Origin of the sequence: Fusibacter sp. 3D3 (genome assembly GCF_001748365.1) — a bacterium.
Classification (GTDB): Bacteria; Bacillota; Clostridia; order Peptostreptococcales; family Acidaminobacteraceae; genus Fusibacter_A.
The window spans coordinates 9,842-27,163 of sequence record NZ_BDHH01000009.1 but is presented as its reverse complement, the minus strand read 5'-3'; the positions used below and the strand labels follow the sequence as shown (position 1 = coordinate 27,163).

Below are 17,322 nucleotides of genomic sequence, written 5' to 3'. Positions count from 1 at the left end.
ATATAATAACTTTGATTTTAAAAATGAGAAGGGATTACAAATGATTGATTTTAAAAAAGAACTCGATAAATTTAATTTTCTAAATAAAGCCCCTGATGTTTCAGAAGAAAGAACCGATGTTTCGATATGGCTTGAAAATTTCAATTCAACCCTAAAGCGCATTGGAAAAGAACAAAATGAAACAAATATGCAAATTGAAGAAATAATGATTTTTTTAGATCATGAAACAAAATCAAATAGCCTTATCAAAGAACTTCAAAGCACCCTTGCACAATCACAAAAAACATCTATTGTAGAGTGCCAAAAACTGATAGATGTCTTATTGACAATTTCAGATCAAATTGAGGACCTGTATCACTATTCACTCAAACATGAACATCCAGAACGTTCAAAGCACATAAAACTGCTTTGGGACAATATAGGCACAACCCTTATATCCTGTGGGATTACCCGAATTGATCAAGTCGGCGTCACAATCAACCTGCAGATCTGCATCCCCATACAAATAAGATATGATGACAGTCTACCAGAAGGTCTTGTGCTTGAAGTCCTCAAAAGTGGTTATCTCTACAATTCTGAAATATTGAGAAAAGCTCAAGTAACCGTTAATAAAAAAGAGAAGGCAGGTAACTTACATGAGTAGAATTATTGGCATTGATCTGGGAACATCTACTTCAGAAATTGCAATAATGGAAAATGGTCGCCCCAGAGTATTATTTAACAGCAATCAAGAACTTATAACACCCTCTGTTGTTCAACTAAAAGAGGATGGTACCTACTTAGTTGGCCTTGAGGCAAAAGAACAATTTCTATTACACCCTCATAATACCGTAATGGAAGTCAAAAGGCTCATGGGCTCATCCGAAACAATCCGGTTAGGAAGTCAAACCTACTCACCCACAGAGATTTCAAGTTTTATCCTAAAATATTTAGTCACTTGTGCTGAAGAACAACTCAACGAAAAAATAGACAGAGCAGTCATCACCGTCCCCGCCTATTTTTCTGATGAACAAAGACGCGCAACTGTTGAAGCTGGTAAACTCGCTGGACTAAAAGTAGAACGCATTATCAACGAACCCACTGCAGCAGCACTTGACTATGGCATAGACCATATGGATGAATGTCATAATATTATGATATATGATTTAGGCGGTGGAACACTAGATGTCACTGTTCTCGAATTTTTTGACGGCATTTTAGATGTAAAAGCCAGCAGTGGCAATAATCGACTAGGTGGTAAGGATTTTGACGAAGCCTTAATGGATGATCTCATATTGCGTTTAAATCAAGAGCATCAACAGGATATAATTCTGGATAAAAGAGCTGAAATGCGCCTGAAAGACACTGTAGAAAATTGCAAAATTGCTCTAAGTGCACAAGACCACTACAAAATCAGTCTCCCCTTTTTCACCGAAATCAATGGCAATCCAATTTCTTTAGAGCAAACCATCAGCAAAGAAAATTTTGAAGCCCTAATTTCACCTTTAATTCAATCCACTGAAAATCAAATTGATCTCGCACTAAAAGACGCAAAGCTTTCAGCCTCTGAAATAGACTTAATCTTACTCGTTGGTGGCTCCACACGAATACCACTCGTTCAAAAATTTGTTGCCACTAAAATGGGAAAAACACCAAAACAATTAGTGGATCCTGATTTGTCTGTCGTCAGGGGCGCTTGTATTCAAGCCGCCATTATAAACGAGGACTTATCTAGTGAAAATGACATCTTGATCACCGATGTATGTCCCTATACGCTGGGAACTTCAATTCTGAGCTACATCGGCGGACTCCCTTTTTCAGACATTTTTGACGTTCTCATCCCAAGAAATGTAACAATTCCAACATTTAAAGAAAAAATATACACCACTTCAAGTGACTTTCAAGAAGAAGTTGCCATTAAAATCTATCAAGGCGAAAATAAAAAGGCCTCTTTGAATAATTTTCTTGGTGAATTTCATCTGAAAAATATTCCACCCGCACCTGCCTTTGAAGAAAAAATTAACATCAGCTTTTCTTATGATGTAAACGGCATTCTTCATGTCGAAGCTACAATTGTCAGCACTGGTAAAAAAGCAAACATCTCTGTAGAAACAACAGGCGTTGAAATGGTCCAAGAAGTAGACCTAACCGAATGGGCAAGCCACCCTGAAGCTAAACGTTACCGCGCAATCATTGGAAAAACGTCTCGAATACTTGAAAATGACAAAGCAGGTCTTTATCAAATTGATTTGGAAAGTTTGCTCATAAAGCTTAAAGAAGCCATTGTCAAAAGGGCTGATCGTGATATTCTTGACAATCTAAAAGATGAACTCACAGAGATCCTATATGAATTAACAGAGACAGAAAATGACTGATTCAATGTGGAGCCATTACTATAACAAAGGCTTAATCGCCTGTAAGAACAACAATTTGACTTTGGCCGTTAAAACCCTTTCGACCGCCACCGATTTCAATCCAAATCACCCGCTGCCATGGAATCTGTTGGGCCTTTGTTATTACAGAATAGGTCAATTCAGAATGGCCCAATATACTTGGGAAAAAAGTATAACACTGCAGCCGTATGGCAATGATGCCAATGACTATCTTGAAATATTACGTCAAGATCTTGCCGAAATTTCAAAGCCTCTTAACGTGGTATTCGCCCTATGTGAATCCCATAATTATGCAAAAGCTTGTGCCATTTTTGAAAATGAAATTATGATATCCTTCGATGAAATCGTTGATATTTTAAACTTTCATGGTGTCCTCAAATTTCTAACAAATCATAAAAAACAAGCTCTTGAATCTTGGCGTAAAGCACTACTTTTAGATCAACAAAACGAAAAGGCAAGTTTGTACATTCGAGAAATGGCCTTAATGAGAAACCCCCAAAACGGTTTTTTCAAAAAAATTTTATTTTGGGATAGGAGGTAAATTGTGCAAGATCACTACAAAGTACTCCATATAGAACGTCAAGTTGAACCACTTGAAATTAAAAAAGCCTACTTCAAAATGGTTAGAAAATTCCCCCCAGATCGGTATCCTAATGAATTTATGGATATTAGATCTGCTTATGAAATACTGATTGATCCACATACACGTCAGCAATACGATATCTGTGACAATATGCCACTTCCTGCTAAACTCAATTTTGACAAAGGCAAGCAGCTACTAGAAAAAGGGTTTGTGGACAGCGCTATTCCATTTTTGGAGGCTGCTAAAGCCTTATACCCAAATTATACGGTAATTGATGCTCTCCTCGGTGAAGCTTACCTTAAAAACGAAAACAGTGGCAAAGCCATCAATATTTTCGAATCTCTAGTAGAAATAGAATCACAAAATGCGAGTTTTGCTGGAAAACTTGCTCATGCCTATTTAAGTCGAGGTTGGCATAAAAAAGCCACGGTTCAATATAAAAAAGCTTTATTGTTAGATGAAGACAATATCTCTCTATGGAATGGATATATTGAAAGCTTTTTGACTTCGGGTGCTTTAGAGGACGCCCAAAAAGCTGCCCTAGATGGGATTAAAGTCAGCCAAAAAAACGGTTGGAATAGTCTTGGATTATATTATCATATCATTCAAATTGACACGGTATCAATGAATTTTCCAGCGTTAAATGAACACCTCGATCAAATAAAAAAACTTGCGCATCAAAATGAAGAAGAAAAAGAAAACGTTGCATGGTTTTTGATGATGATTGGCAAATTTCTTCAAGGTCATGCTTATATAGAAGAATCCATTAATTTTGCAAAAGCAGCATACGAACTGTCTCCAAACAACTCCGAAATTCAAAAAAATAAAAAAGAACTAGATGAAAAAGCTTCTCTATTTATAGGGCTTGGACAATTAGAGCAGAATGATTCCGTAGAAGATCTCACAATCGAATTATTAGATTTTGAACTGGCTCGATGCCATGAAAAGGATTGCTTTGAATGTCTTTTCAAAGGGCTTTCGCTTGAACTTGAATTGATTATGGAACGTGACACCTGTAGCAAAGACCTTCGATTGCTCAAAACCGAATATCCACAATTGTTCAATCTCAAAAAACAATTTTTTAATGAACTCCTCATGTCAAAAAATACCGAAAAACTATTTTCACGACGCCATAAAGAAATGGAAGGCATATTGAAAAAAAGACCTGATCTGCTTGCAAATGAATTCGATGTTTTAGACGAATCTGATGTTTTTGATGAAAGCGATATGCTTAACAAAAATTTCTCTTCTCAGCCCTATATACGAGAAGAAGAGAAAATTGGTCGCAACGATCCATGTCCCTGTGGTAGCGGGAAAAAATATAAAAAATGTTGCATGAAATGATAAGTATCCATAACAAGAAAAAAAACGAAACAAGCGCCAACCTTCGCTTGTTTCGTTTTTTTCTTGTTATGATTTTTGTTAGTCCATGGTTTGTGGAGTGTCGTGAAGTTTTTCGTGGTGTTTCGTGGTGTTTCGTGGTGTACCACGTACACCCCGAAACGCCACAAAAACGCACACGGGATCCTCTCAGCAGGACTGCACGGAACTGTTCTGTTTAACTAAACCGTTTTGAATTTATTCAAATGGGTATTTAAATTAAAGAAAATATCAATTAATTCCTATTTATCAATCAAAGCATATTAAACAAGGGGGAACTGCTTATGAAATTAAAATTTTTTCAGAAATTGCTACTTATGTTTTTAACATTGATTATTCTATCAACAGGGGTTGTGGGTTTGGTCAGTTTAAGTTCTATCGAAAGCAACTTAAAGGCTTTAGCCGAGGAAGAAATTCAAAACGCTGCTGCAAGCTTTGCTAAAAAAAGTGAAGCTTTTTTGATCACTCAATTAAAAATAGGCCAATCTCTAGCAAATAATGCATATGCTGCAAATCCAGATACAAGTATTATTCAAGCATCCTTAACCGGTATTATGACTGCCGATGGTTCAGCTTATGATGGTATCTTTATTATGAATGCCAAGGGCATTTCTACTGCGAGTTTCCCCGAACAGATGATTGGTGTGGATTTTAGTGACCGCGATTATTTCATCGAGATGATGAAAACAGGGCAGCCCTATATTAGCGACGTCATCTTGTCAAGAGCCTCTGGAAATCCCATCATCATGATTGCAACGCCCATTAAAGAAGGGGATAAAATCGTTGGTGCCATAGGTCAAGCTGTCAAATTAGATGTTTTAAATGACATCCGAGGGGAATTTAACTTAGGGGAAACAGGCTATACCTCCATCACAACAAACAAAAATGGCAAAGCGATTGTTGTATCTCATCCAATTGAATCTTATGCTTTAGAACAAAAAGATGTATCGGATGTTGAAATCGTTAAAAAAAGTATGCAAGGTGTAAACCAAACACTTCATTTTATCAATACAGAAGGTGAAAAAATGTTTGGCTCCTCCTCAATTTTAGAAATGACTGGATGGATTTTTATAGCGACTATATCTGATAAAGAACTCAACGCACCTATTGTAAAAATTAGAACACAACTTCTCATTATTATGCTCATCATCTTCTTGTTAAGTGTTGTTCTTACATGGAGATTTTCGAATACCATTTCAAAACGTCTCGGCAAAATGGTTGAACAAATCAACGTACTCACAAAAGGCGATTTGAGCTATGAGCAAGAGGCCGATCAAGATTATGATGAATTAGGACAATTAAGTCGCTCCATTAACCTCATGAAAAATGAACTTAAAGATGTAATTATGAATATTGGAAACTCTGCTGCTCACATTAACGCTTCATCCCAAGAACTAAAGGGATCCTCTTTTCAAGCTGCTGCAACATCTCAAGAAGTTGCTAAAGCTATTGAAGAAATTGCAAAAGGGGCCAGTGATCAGGCCAAAAATACTGAAAACGTCGCACATAATATTGAAGCATTAGATCGCCTTTTAGAGGAAGATTCCAATAACCTAACCGAACTTAACCAAGCGACCGTAGGGATTGAAAAAGAAAAAGAAGAAGGCTTCAGTATCCTACAAGCTTTGATCATCAAATCAGAAGAAAACAGCACTGCGACAAATGATGTATACGAAATTATCATCAATAATAATGAAAGCACCTCAAAAATTGAAAATGCAAGTGTTATGATCCAAAGTATAGCAGACCAAACGAACTTATTGGCACTTAATGCGGCAATAGAAGCCGCAAGAGCAGGTGAAGCCGGTAGAGGATTTGCCGTTGTTGCAGACGAAATCAGAAAACTGGCCGAGCAATCTACTAACTTTACAAACGAAATTAAATTAGTCGTTAACGACTTAAAGGACAGTTCTGATAAGGCCGTAAAATTGATGGAGCATACTAAAAAAATAGTACAAGAACAGGTGTTGAGCGTTCAAAGAACAGAGAGCAAATTTTCTGGAATATCGGGTTCAATAAATGTGATCAAAGGCATTACCACTCGCTTAAACGTTTCTGCCGAAAGTATGCTCAAGAATAAAAACAAAATTATAGACCTTACGCAAAACTTATCCGCTATTTCTGAAGAAAATGCCGCTGGGACAGAAGAGGCTTCTGCCTCTATGGAAGAACAATCAGCAATGATTCAAGAAATCGCTCACTCAGGTGAACAAATGGCTACAATTGCCGATGAATTGCAGGTACTTGTTGAACGGTTTAAACTATAGCTTAAAATAAAAAAAACCTGTAAGGTCTTATCGCTTACAGGTTTTTTTATTGAGTCAGATGTGTTCAGTATCATATACTCGACCGACAAGGTATAATGTCAGCTGAGCCACTTGCCAAACACCATCCAACCCTCCTTATAGTCCAGCATCCTTTTGTGACGACCCTTGCACCGTTTCGGGATTGCTGATGAGCTTAATATAACTATTCAGCATAGATGAAACTTCCGCACGGGTGGCATGCCCTTTCGGATTGAATTTGTTGTCACTGTCGCCTATCATAATGCCCGCCTGCTGCATAGATTTCACAGCATCTTGATAGGCACTGCCAATGCTAGAGTCGTCTGCATATAGGGTAGCTTCACGGGTGATTGGCAGTGTATAACGGGTTGCTTTTGCATAGTTTGCAAAGATTACCGCAATTTCCTCACGGGTAATTGCCCTATCTGGTGCGAATTGATTGTTCCCGATGCCTTGGATAATGCCCTTTTTATATGCCCATTCAATATAGGGATGATCTGCACTATTCGCATTGACATCTGTAAAACTGTTTGTAGTGTATACTTTCACATCTACACCCTCTAATCTTCCAAGTGCTGCTACAAGCAGACCTCTCATCATAGCGGCATTAGGTGAAAAGGTCGTCTCTGAAGTCCCCAAGAGGAGTCCTCTGTCCACCACATAATCGACAGAGCCCTTTGCCCAATGATTACTGATATCTGTAAACTGCTTTGTTGGTGCAGTATAACCAATACCATACTTCGAAAAATGTGGCGTTGTGAAAATAACACAGCCGCTGTTTACATCATAGGCAGAGCCTTCAATGCGAGTGGCATTGCCCTTTTCATCTACATAAACCGCATATAGACCACTAACAGCTTCATTAATACCCAGTGTGTATGGGATAGATACCTTTACTATGCCTCCACCAAAATTGGCTACATTATTTCCACTGCCATAACCCACAGTGATGTCATATACAGGTCTTGTCCCGATTATTTTTTTCGCAGCGTCAGAAAGGTTTGTTTTAGGTGCAATGTCAACGCTAATATTCCCTGTGCTCTGCTGCTGGATTTCTGCCAAGGCTTTTTGATCAAAGCTTATCTGCACGAGTGAACCATTGATTTCAAGGCTGCTTACCCCTGCACTCACAAGGCTATCCAAAGAATCCCGTGTCAGAACTGCCGTCAGAGAATCAGTGTCCTTTGGCATCGTTACATTAAGCGCCACAGAAATACTGCTATCCGTTTTCCCTTGTGCCTTTGCATTCGCTTGTGCTTTTGCAATCGCATCGGTTACCTCTTGATCTGGGATAGAAGCACTTGCCACGCCATTTGTCCCCGCTTTTGCTGTGACAGGAAGCACCGCCGTTATCGGCTGGTTTACCGTCTTTTCCACTGTTGTTGTCGGCGTTATTGTTGAACCCGCTCCAGTGTCTCCACCAGACGATGCGCCAGTTGATGCCTCACCGCCACCAGATGTGTCTCCTCCACCAGATGTGTCTCCTCCGCCGGATGAATCCCCGCCAGTGCTGTTTGTACTGTAATTTGCCGTTACTGTAACTGCCTTGCCCAGCATCGTAAAGGTTGTTGTGCTTGCTGTACTGCTGGCAAAGGTCACGCCGTCACCACTACTCCAATAAGTGAAGGTATAGCCATCGCGGCTGTCTGCCGTAATGGTTACAGTCTGACCCTCACTGTAGCTGTCACTGCCTGTTCCTTTTGCCACAGTCACATTATAGATTTCATTGACCACCGTCAGCTTCCCTTTTGTATAGGTGACTGCATAGCTTTCGGCATGGTCAAGAATTCCCTCACTGATAAAAATGTCATACTCACCAGCTGTATTGGTATCCGCAGCTGTTGTGCTCATGGTCGGATCGGTATAGGCATCGCTGCCTACAAGCCCTTTTACTGTATAGGTTAGCGCTGGCATTGCCTCGCCCTTGAGGCTATTTAGTTGGTCATTTGCCTTAACCGTCAATGCCTTTTTTCCAACAGTCAGTGATACAGAAGTGATCACTTTATTGTAGGTTTCGTCTCCCGCCATGATAGCGGTAATGGTTACAGTACCCGCCTTATGAAGCGTTGCTGTGGTCCCTAAAATGCTGACGATGGTTGGGTCAGAGCTTGTAAAGCTAACAGCTCCATTTACGCTGCCACCGTTTGTAGAAAGTGTAAACGCCTCGTCACCATAGGTCTTTGTACCGATATGTCCAAAGCTGAGTGCGGACTGATTTTTCTTAACTGTGTCAACTTCGAATACATCACTGGTCACAGTATTATATTCGTTATCTCCACTGTATACCACTTTGATTCTGTATACCTTATCAGCAAGCTCCGACCACACGTAGGTAGTCTCGCTTCCTGTCATAGAGATTGCTGTGGCTCCTTCAATCTCTTCTTCACTACCACTTGTACAATCAATAAATTTCAATTTACCAGCAGGCCAATTTCCACTACCTACATAATTTACGGTTACTTTTAAATTGGCGATACGGCTTCCTGGATTGCCATAAACTTCTGAATTAAAAGATATCGTAGGTGTTGCTTGGGTTACGGCAAACGGTGTACCCTGTTTGTTTTTTGTAATCGTTTCATAGTTTTTTATAGTATCTGCACTTGGCGTAAAGATTACGTTATTGTAGTTTGCGCCTCCATTCACGACTGGAATGCCATCATCATCTTCCCATGTAAAGGTACCATACTCGGCGCTGCCACCATTTAATGGGCATTCAGACATCTTCTGTCCATAGGTGATACTACCTGCTGTTGGGAACGTAATGGTTGGTGCCGATGCTTTGGCAATCGTTATTTCGCAGGTTGCGGTTGCGCTGTTGTAGTTTCCATCTGAAGCCTTGAGGGCTGTCACAGTCACTGTTCCAGCACCGTCAATAGTAGCAGTGCTATCACTAATGGCAAGTACACCATTATGCTCTGGAACAGAATAGGTCACTTCGCCTACACCAGTACCACCGGTAGTAGTAAGGGTAAAGGTTCCATCCCCATACGTCTTGCCCGTTACCTCGTTGATGCTGAAATTCTTTTGTTCCGCTCGTTCAATCGCCTGTTCTATGATAGCACTTTCAACGCTTTCGTAGTTTTTGCCTGTGCCATCTGTGCTAGGTGTATACTCGGCGGTGAAGCGGTGATCTCCTGCGTCAAATAGCTTGGGTTGACCTGTCTGATATAAATCGAAACTGACTTGATTTACTTCTACAACGTCATTTCCATCTATTTTAAAAGTCACTGTGCCACTAGGAATTTCTCCGTTGACACCGCCGACCGCCGACCTAAAATACACGCCCTCGCCATAGATAAAGGGGGCGTCCTCTCTGGTGACAACTTCGAGGTCTATCGTCGATGCGGCCTTTTCCACCGTAAAGGTTGCACTTTCACTATTCACACTGTAGCCATCGCAAGAAATCACGCAGTAATAGCTGTGTGTCCCTGCATCAAGACCTGTTGGAATGTCGTAACTTGCGCCTGTTTCACCAGAAATAGATGTACCATCACCCATATACCACTCATAAGAAATCTCTCCTGTTGAAGTTGCCGTCCCAGTCTTTTCTGCTGTCACGTTCAAGGTATGAGGCGAAGCATAACCATAAGTTATAGATGCATCCTGAGGCTGTGCAGTAATTTGAACTGGTGCCTGCTGTACGGTAACGCCACTTAATACTTTCACCGCAGCGTTTTGCACCCAAGGCGTACCTTCACTCGTATAACGATATGCATAACCCTTGCCAAGAATATGCCCTGCGTTATAATAACGCTCATCATTTATCCCGTCATAACTGCCACCTACAAGTGTTGCATTGCCATTGGGACTAACCTCTAACGTACCTTTTATCTCACCGCCATTCACTTCTACAGACGCGCCTTGTGTCGACCAAATGTCAGCCCTTCTAGCCCCTTCAAGTGTCCCTCCATTGACCTCAGCATTACAGCCAACCGCCCACAGACCAAAGTCAGTGTTTGTCACCTTAACTGTGCCACTATTGAAAATCAACTTGCCACCATAAATCCTTAACGCCTCAGATTTATCTTTACTGATTTCCACATTTTCAATGATTAATGTACCTCCTGATTGAGCTATAGTCCCACCTGTTGTCTTTCCATTGGTAAGCGTAATCACTCCAGATGTAGTCACTTGGAGCATATAATAGCTTTGTGTTTTATTATAAGTCCAAGTTTTGTTGTTTAAATCAATTGTAAATGTGCCCTTATCTATGATCATCTTATCCTCTGTAGCCACATCTTTCATTAATGTGACTGTGCTATTTTCCATGTCTTTTGCAGCAGCAATGGCTTCTTCTATTGTGTCATAGTAGGTAAGTGTGCCATCGGAAGCCTTTATTTCTGCCTCCACATTCGCTGTGATTTCTGCCGTGAGCTGCGCCACAGTGTACACAGAAAAATGCTCTGCTGTCGCTTCCACTGTCTCAGTCATCTCATCCACAGTGGTGTCAAGTCCCTTTGCTTCGCTTAAGGTATCATCCATGTGAAAGATCTTCAGTTCCTGCGTGGGTGCTACGTCTTCTGTCACCATAGGCAGCTGTGCAAAGGAAACCTTTACCTCGCCTTTACTGGTATCGGGTTGAAGCGCGTTGCCGCCCGCGTCAGTGATGGTGATGTCAAAGGAAACCAGCTTCGTTACGGTTTTAGCATTATCCACCGATTGTACCTCTTCACTGACCGCATCTTGGATTTTCTCTTGCGCCTCTGCACTAATTACCTTTTCAGTATGAAGAACAGCTCCCTCTGGGAACACATCTTTTTCCGCTTTAACAGTGATTTCGATGCCATCTATGGTCTGGCTTTGGCTGAATGTCCACTTGCCGTTGTTCTGAACCTGCATCTGAGGTCGAATTTGAACCTGCATTTGAGCCCGAATCTGCACCTGAATTTGCGGCAGGCTGACGCTGTCCCCAAGGACATAGCCCGCTGGCAGAACGGGCTCATAGTAAAATACCGCGTCTGCACGCTGTGAATCAAAGGTATCTGAACTGCTGCGCTCTGAATTGATCTGCCATGTGATGCCTGTAAGCGTCCGCTCTTGTGAGCTGATTTCTTGAATTTTGACCTGCTCGATGTCTGTAGCCTCTAAAGTCACGCTAACTGCAGACCCTGTGGTGCTTTCCACCCCATAATCCATGAGTATGACGCTGAGCGTATTGGGCAGCGTAATCTCCGATTTCTCCACGCCCACCGCAAGCTGCTGACTGGCAATCTCACTGGACAGCTTTGCAAAAGCGGTAATCGTCTCCGCTTCCTGTGCATAGGCAAAAAGGCCATAGCCTGTGATCGGATTCATCATCAGTACTGCCAGCATTACCGCCAATAACTGCTTTGTTTTTTTTCTGACAAGAACGCTGTTTAGGCATCCTGCCATTTGTTTTGTTTTCATAAGCTCCTCCATCGCTCAATGCCCTTTCTTAATACGGCATTGCTTCGCTCTCTTCTTTTTCTAAAAATCTAAGACATCCTGTTACCGCTTCTCTGAGCTGTGCATCGGATACGGGTTTGCATAAAAAATTACTCACATGATATTGATAGCCAAGCAAACTGTAATCCTCGTCTGAAATCCAAAGAAGGGGCACATGAGGTGCTTTTTTTCGGATCTGTCGTACTGATTCCACTCCAGCCACACCGTTTAATGCAACAACTAAAAAAGAAAATGACTTCAGCTCTAGCAAGGGCAGTAGGCCCGTGGCACTGTTACATTCTGTAAGTTCTACTCTATGCGGAAAAATAGCCGCCATCAGACGGTTTTCCCAGACATCCTCTTCCAAAAATGCCGCACACAATGCAACATTCACGTAACCGCCTCCTTCCCTCTACAATAGCCTCTAAATAATCCAAACGTGTTTTTTGAATTAACACGCAATCTCTATAATTGCGCCTAATAATGAGTTTAAAAGCATTTTTATTTAAAATAGCATTTGGTCCAGCTTTTATCAATAGGCTATGATCAAGCGGTAGAAAATCTGCACAAGCGGTTATTTTTTATCTAAAATATATGGTATAATATTGACTGGATAGTTGTATGTAAAGGGGTAATTTTAAATGAATGTGGCAATTGTAGACGATATGGCTACTGAATGTGAAATTCTTCGCAGTCTTTTGAAACAATATGAAGCCAATCACCAACAGACAATAGAAATCAAAACATTTCACAGTGGCAGTGAACTCCTAGAGGGCTACATACTAGGCCGCTATGATGTTGTCTTTATGGATATCTTCCTGAACAGCGAAAACGGGGTAGACTGCGCATTGAAGCTGAGACAGCTTGATGAGGATCTCAACCTTATTTTCCTCACCACCAGCTCGGAATTCGGTGTAAAAAGCTATGATGTCCGAGCGGCAGATTACATCATCAAGCCAGCTACACTTGAAAAACTCTCAAGGGCACTGCAGTACTGCAAAATTACAGAATCGCAGAACATGCTCACCATCACAGTCACTACAAAGCATCAACAGTTGGAAATTGATCTAAGCCGCATTCTTTATGCCGATTATCAGAACCGTTCCGCTTGTATCCATTTAAAGGATTGCGTCATTCCAGTATGTGGGACTTTTTTGGAACTTTCTAAGCAACTGACGGCTTATCCGCAATTTATGTCGTGCTTTAAAGGCATTGTGGTCAACCTAAACGAGGTGCGAGAGCTTAGTAATGATCATCTCATCCTGAAAAAAGGGGAGCAGCTGCCCGTCAGCAGGCGCCTACAACGTCATGTACAGAGGCAGCGTCTGAGTCTTTCTGCTGGTTCGCTGCGAGGGAACGCCTATGAATAAGCACCTTGTACTGATTTTAACCGTCGTGCTACTTTGCATAGCACTTGCACCGCCTGTGCTGGCAACGGAGGCGGCACTCGTTAAACCTGCCGAAACCACAGAGCCTGTTACCGATGCCGAAAGCAATGCTCATGCAGAGCCTCTTATAGATAAAAGCACGCCCGTGCATACCGTAACATCTTCCGCCATAACATTGACCTACTTTGATGAGCCCACCCGAACGGATGCCGTGGCTTTTGCTGTCGGAACTACACAAGAGATGCTTTCCAATTGGTTTGCTTCTTCCGTCATGGGCTTTTCCAGCTATGACGCGGAAAACAATTATCACGACCTGATTTCTGGAAAATGGAATATAGATGCCGTAGATACCTCCACAGCTGGCGTTTACTATGCTTTTACATCCCCCGTTCTCGGCACAGAATATACGTTAGCAGATGGTGTTTCTTTACCTAAGCAACTTTGTGCGGTTTCCATTCAGGTTATAGGTGAGCCTGATATTAATTGCTGCGTCGCTGGGCGTGGCTTTCTGCATTTCCCGTGGGTGCTTTCTGCTACGCAGGCGGAACAGCTGGATGAATTTGTCGTATGGTTACGGCAGGATGATGGCGCATGGACCAGCTTAAGCGATGGTTTCTTGTTGATCTCCGACGGCCTCCAACTTTCCCAAAATGTTCTTACCCACGAAAGCCTTTACGAGCTTAAAGTAACCTATCCTGGAGGGCAAACAGGGGTTCTAAGTTTTCAATATAACGGCGAACTGAGCATCTTAGATTATGCCAGCGGCGATCGGGATGGCGGCGACGTAAACGGCCAGGGTTCGGGAACAGGCACCCAACCTGCGCCAACAGATTCACCCGTGCTACCAGATTCGCCTGTGTCACCAGATTCACCTGTGTCGCCAGATTCACCTGCACCACCTACACAACCCGCTCTACCTGTACCGCAAATGCCCTATAATGCCAAAAAAGATGACAATGAGCATATCTTGACCTCTACGTCTTCACTGGACAATTCTGTCTTCGAAACAGCTACACCGATTCAAATTACAGAACCCGTTAAACCCGCTCCTGAGGCTTCTGCCATAGAAATCGAATCGGCAGCACCAGTATTTTCAGATACCTTGTTTTCACAGGAAGCCGAAATCACGTCTTCTGCCTCTGTGCAGAAAAACGATACAGTCCCGCAGCTGAAAGAGAACTTCCAAGCGGTGATCACCCCAATACCAGACGGCAACCCTACAAGCTCTGAGAAAAAGCCTACATCCGCGGCATCTGCTACCACATCTGCTACAGTTATAGAATCCTATTCGCCAGACCAAACGGTCATCTCTGGCTTGCGCCTAAAGGATCTCTGCAGCGAAACAAAAAGTGTCGTGTTTGGTTCTGGTAATCTAACCGTCAGCATTCCAAGCGAGCTCCTTTTAGCACTCAATTTGTCAGATTCAGATACACTGACCGTCAAACTGACCCAGCCAGAAAGCAATCAGATTGCGCTTACAGTAAAGATTTCAGGCAAATCCATTACGCAACTTTCGGGAACGATATTGCGACTTCAATATAGGCCACAGTGGAAAAATACGGATATCATCATTAAGGGTGATGGTGATAAGAAAATTACAGAGGTTTCCTATGATGGCGATCTTCTACGCTTTCCAGTAGATACGGCAGGCACTTATACCATTACGGAACAATTGAAGCCCCAAGAGGCTAGAAACATTACGCCGCCCCTATTTCCCATAGCAAGTGGATTCATTTTAGCGACAGGAGGCATTGCATTTTTCAGGAGGATCCGCCATGGATAAAAAACCCTTTGTAATACGGCGATCTTTGGCACTACTCCTCATAGTTGCGCTTTCCTCCGCTCTTTTTCTCGCTTTATACCACTTTGACAACAAATACACAAAAGCTGCGCCCCAAGCCATTACCGGTGCACTGTATGTTTCAAAATCTGATTGGACAGACACCCCCATCCGCTACCTGAAAGATGGCTGGCGCTATTATTCAGATCGGCTGCTGACACCAGAAACCTTAAAACAGCAGGGGGACAATTACAAGTATCTATCCATCGGCGAACTGTACAATTTTGCCATGGGCAACCCCAAGCGTTCCCCCCACGGCAGTGCAAGCTATGCCTTAACCTTGTATTTGCCTGAGGAAGTACACACCTATGCGCTTGAGCTTCCCGAAATCTACGCCTCTTATCGGTTTTACGTGAATGATCGGCTGAAGTTGCAGATGGGAGAGCCCAATTCAGAAGCCTATCAGGACCAGACCCAATGCCGTGTGATCACCTTTGAAGCCTCTGGTAAGGTAACACTTCTATTAACTGTCAGCAACCACTCTTGGATATACAGTGGTATGGTCTATCCACCTGCCTTTGGCGAGCCACTGAATGTTTACACGATCCGGGGATTGCGTTTTGGGATTGCGCTGATCGTAGTCATAGCAACACTGATATTTGCTATTTTTACTTTTTATCTTGCTATTCGTACCCACCTCAGGCACAATATCTGGCTCTTTTTTCTGCTCTATTTAACGACCGCAGTATTTACCTCATCTTCTGTGGCACATGGTATTTTGGCGCTGCCAATTCAGCCTTGGTATGCCATTGAACTGGCCAGCGGCTACCTAGTGACACTGTTGGTTGTGCTTTTGCAAAATCGCATCTGCGATACCAAAGGCATTGCACCTATAATCAGCGGATCTCTAGCAGGGGCGATTTGTGTACTGGCACTCTTTTACGGATTATTTGCTACAAAGCTGACACTTCCGATGATGCATGCCTTTTCCAATATGGTTTTCGGCTTCAAACTGCTCACAGCGGTCTATCTGCTGTTTACTGCCGCTCTAGCGGTACGCCAAAATAACACGAAAGCAATGATTCTGCTCTGTGCGAATATCATCTATGCCTGTGCCTTTGTCTGGGATCGCCTCCTACCGAACTACGAACCCGTTTTGGGCGGCTGGTTTCAAGAATGGGGCAGCCTGAGTCTAGTGATCGCAATCGGCGTGGTGCTTGGCTATGAAATCACCATGGGATACCGGCACAGCCTAGTCTTTGCTGAGGAGCAAAGGCAGATGAAACGCCAGCTTACCATGCAAGTGGAGCATCTGCGACAAATGAACCAGAAGGTGGAGGAAAGCGCCAAGCTGCGTCATGACTTCCGTCATCATTTACGCACGCTCATGACACTCGCTGGAGAAGGGCGCTACGAGGCACTGGAAAACTATATCCGTGGTATTACAGAAATTAATGAGGGGACACGACTTGGGCGTTTGACCGACAACATCGAGCTGGATGCGCTGGTGCAGTATTACAGCAATCTTGCACGATCTTCTGGTATCCAGTTCCGTGCAAGGCTTTCTCTACCTGAAGTGCTGAATTTTCCAATTGTCGATCTTTGCGGTCTTCTTGGAAACCTGATGGAAAATGCGGTGGAAGCCTGTCAGCGTCAGCAAACTGGAGATAAGACAATCTTTATTGCAGGGCGGGCACAGGACTGTCAGCTTGAATTTGTTGTGGACAACAGTTTTAGTGGCGAACTCAAAATCAGAGGCGGAAGCTACTTATCCTCCAAGCGAAACGGCCTTGGACTTGGCATTTCCTCCGTCTTAGAAACCGTTGAGCGGTATGATGGCGTCATCAATATGTATGCCGATGAAAAGGGCTTTCATGCAGAGGTCTCTTTGCCGATAAGGTTGGCGCAACACAGCCATTTTACAGTATAGGCGCTCAAACAAAACAATTAAGATACCGTTTTGCATGAGCGCCTCATGTTAGACTTATAAACTATGAAAATCTGAAATTTCCCCTTTGGGTGTCAGACACCCAAAGATTTATTTCCCTTTGCCCTCGAACCGTATAAAATCGCTTTCTCAATTTGAGGAAATTGAGTGCATACTTGCTGTATTGCTAATATGACGCTC

At 42.6% G+C, this 17,322-nt stretch carries 10 protein-coding genes; 8 read left to right on the top strand and 2 right to left on the bottom strand.

Annotated elements, in window-relative coordinates:
* Window positions 1–40: 40 nt before the first annotated feature.
* The 5 genes from grpE (at window position 41) to F3D3_RS11445 (ending at window position 6,602) form a co-directional block, all read left to right on the top strand.
* Window positions 41–643, top strand: a complete 603-nt coding sequence (gene grpE / locus F3D3_RS11465) for a nucleotide exchange factor GrpE (protein WP_069874060.1) — start codon at window positions 41–43, stop codon at window positions 641–643.
* Window positions 636–2,354, top strand: coding sequence for an Hsp70 family protein (locus F3D3_RS11460; protein WP_069874059.1), 1,719 nt, complete (start codon window positions 636–638; stop codon window positions 2,352–2,354). Before grpE ends, F3D3_RS11460 begins: the two co-directional genes overlap by 8 nt.
* On the top strand, window positions 2,347–2,913 hold the full coding sequence (locus F3D3_RS11455) for a tetratricopeptide repeat protein (RefSeq protein ID WP_069874057.1): 567 nt from the start codon (window positions 2,347–2,349) through the stop codon (window positions 2,911–2,913). Before F3D3_RS11460 ends, F3D3_RS11455 begins: the two co-directional genes overlap by 8 nt.
* A gap of 3 nt (window positions 2,914–2,916) precedes the next feature.
* Window positions 2,917–4,299, top strand: a complete 1,383-nt coding sequence (locus F3D3_RS25175) for a DnaJ domain-containing protein (RefSeq protein WP_069874056.1) — start codon at window positions 2,917–2,919, stop codon at window positions 4,297–4,299.
* A gap of 320 nt (window positions 4,300–4,619) precedes the next feature.
* Window positions 4,620–6,602, top strand: a complete 1,983-nt coding sequence (locus F3D3_RS11445; protein ID WP_069874054.1) for a methyl-accepting chemotaxis protein — start codon at window positions 4,620–4,622, stop codon at window positions 6,600–6,602.
* Window positions 6,603–6,737: 135 nt separating this feature from the next.
* Here the strand turns inward: F3D3_RS11445 and F3D3_RS11440 are convergent, their stop codons facing one another.
* Complete coding sequence (locus tag F3D3_RS11440; RefSeq protein ID WP_069874052.1) at window positions 6,738–12,008, bottom strand: S-layer homology domain-containing protein; 5,271 nt, start codon at window positions 12,006–12,008, stop codon at window positions 6,738–6,740.
* 28 nt (window positions 12,009–12,036) lie between these two features.
* Window positions 12,037–12,420, bottom strand: a complete 384-nt coding sequence (locus F3D3_RS11435; protein ID WP_069874051.1) for a response regulator — start codon at window positions 12,418–12,420, stop codon at window positions 12,037–12,039.
* A gap of 247 nt (window positions 12,421–12,667) precedes the next feature.
* Between F3D3_RS11435 and F3D3_RS11430 the strand changes: the two genes are divergently transcribed.
* From F3D3_RS11430 to F3D3_RS11420, 3 genes are read left to right on the top strand one after another with little or no spacing between them, the layout of a single operon-like run.
* Window positions 12,668–13,396, top strand: a complete 729-nt coding sequence (locus tag F3D3_RS11430; protein WP_069874049.1) for a LytTR family DNA-binding domain-containing protein — start codon at window positions 12,668–12,670, stop codon at window positions 13,394–13,396.
* Complete coding sequence (locus F3D3_RS11425; protein ID WP_069874047.1) at window positions 13,389–15,197, top strand: hypothetical protein; 1,809 nt, start codon at window positions 13,389–13,391, stop codon at window positions 15,195–15,197. Before F3D3_RS11430 ends, F3D3_RS11425 begins: the two co-directional genes overlap by 8 nt.
* On the top strand, window positions 15,190–17,124 hold the full coding sequence (locus tag F3D3_RS11420) for a GHKL domain-containing protein (RefSeq protein ID WP_069874046.1): 1,935 nt from the start codon (window positions 15,190–15,192) through the stop codon (window positions 17,122–17,124). Before F3D3_RS11425 ends, F3D3_RS11420 begins: the two co-directional genes overlap by 8 nt.
* Window positions 17,125–17,322: the final 198 nt, after the last annotated feature.

What these genes read in the sequence shown, in the direction of transcription:
- F3D3_RS11425 (WP_069874047.1), top strand. Translation starts at nt 13,389, where the DNA reads ATGAATAAGCACCTTGTACTGATTTTAACCGTCGTGCTACTTTGCATA.
- F3D3_RS11460 (WP_069874059.1), top strand. Translation starts at nt 636, where the DNA reads ATGAGTAGAATTATTGGCATTGATCTGGGAACATCTACTTCAGAAATT.
- F3D3_RS11440 (WP_069874052.1), bottom strand. Translation starts at nt 12,008, where the DNA reads ATGAAAACAAAACAAATGGCAGGATGCCTAAACAGCGTTCTTGTCAGA.
- F3D3_RS11455 (WP_069874057.1), top strand. Translation starts at nt 2,347, where the DNA reads ATGACTGATTCAATGTGGAGCCATTACTATAACAAAGGCTTAATCGCC.
- F3D3_RS11445 (WP_069874054.1), top strand. Translation starts at nt 4,620, where the DNA reads ATGAAATTAAAATTTTTTCAGAAATTGCTACTTATGTTTTTAACATTG.
- grpE (WP_069874060.1), top strand. Translation starts at nt 41, where the DNA reads ATGATTGATTTTAAAAAAGAACTCGATAAATTTAATTTTCTAAATAAA.
- F3D3_RS11430 (WP_069874049.1), top strand. Translation starts at nt 12,668, where the DNA reads ATGAATGTGGCAATTGTAGACGATATGGCTACTGAATGTGAAATTCTT.
- F3D3_RS11420 (WP_069874046.1), top strand. Translation starts at nt 15,190, where the DNA reads ATGGATAAAAAACCCTTTGTAATACGGCGATCTTTGGCACTACTCCTC.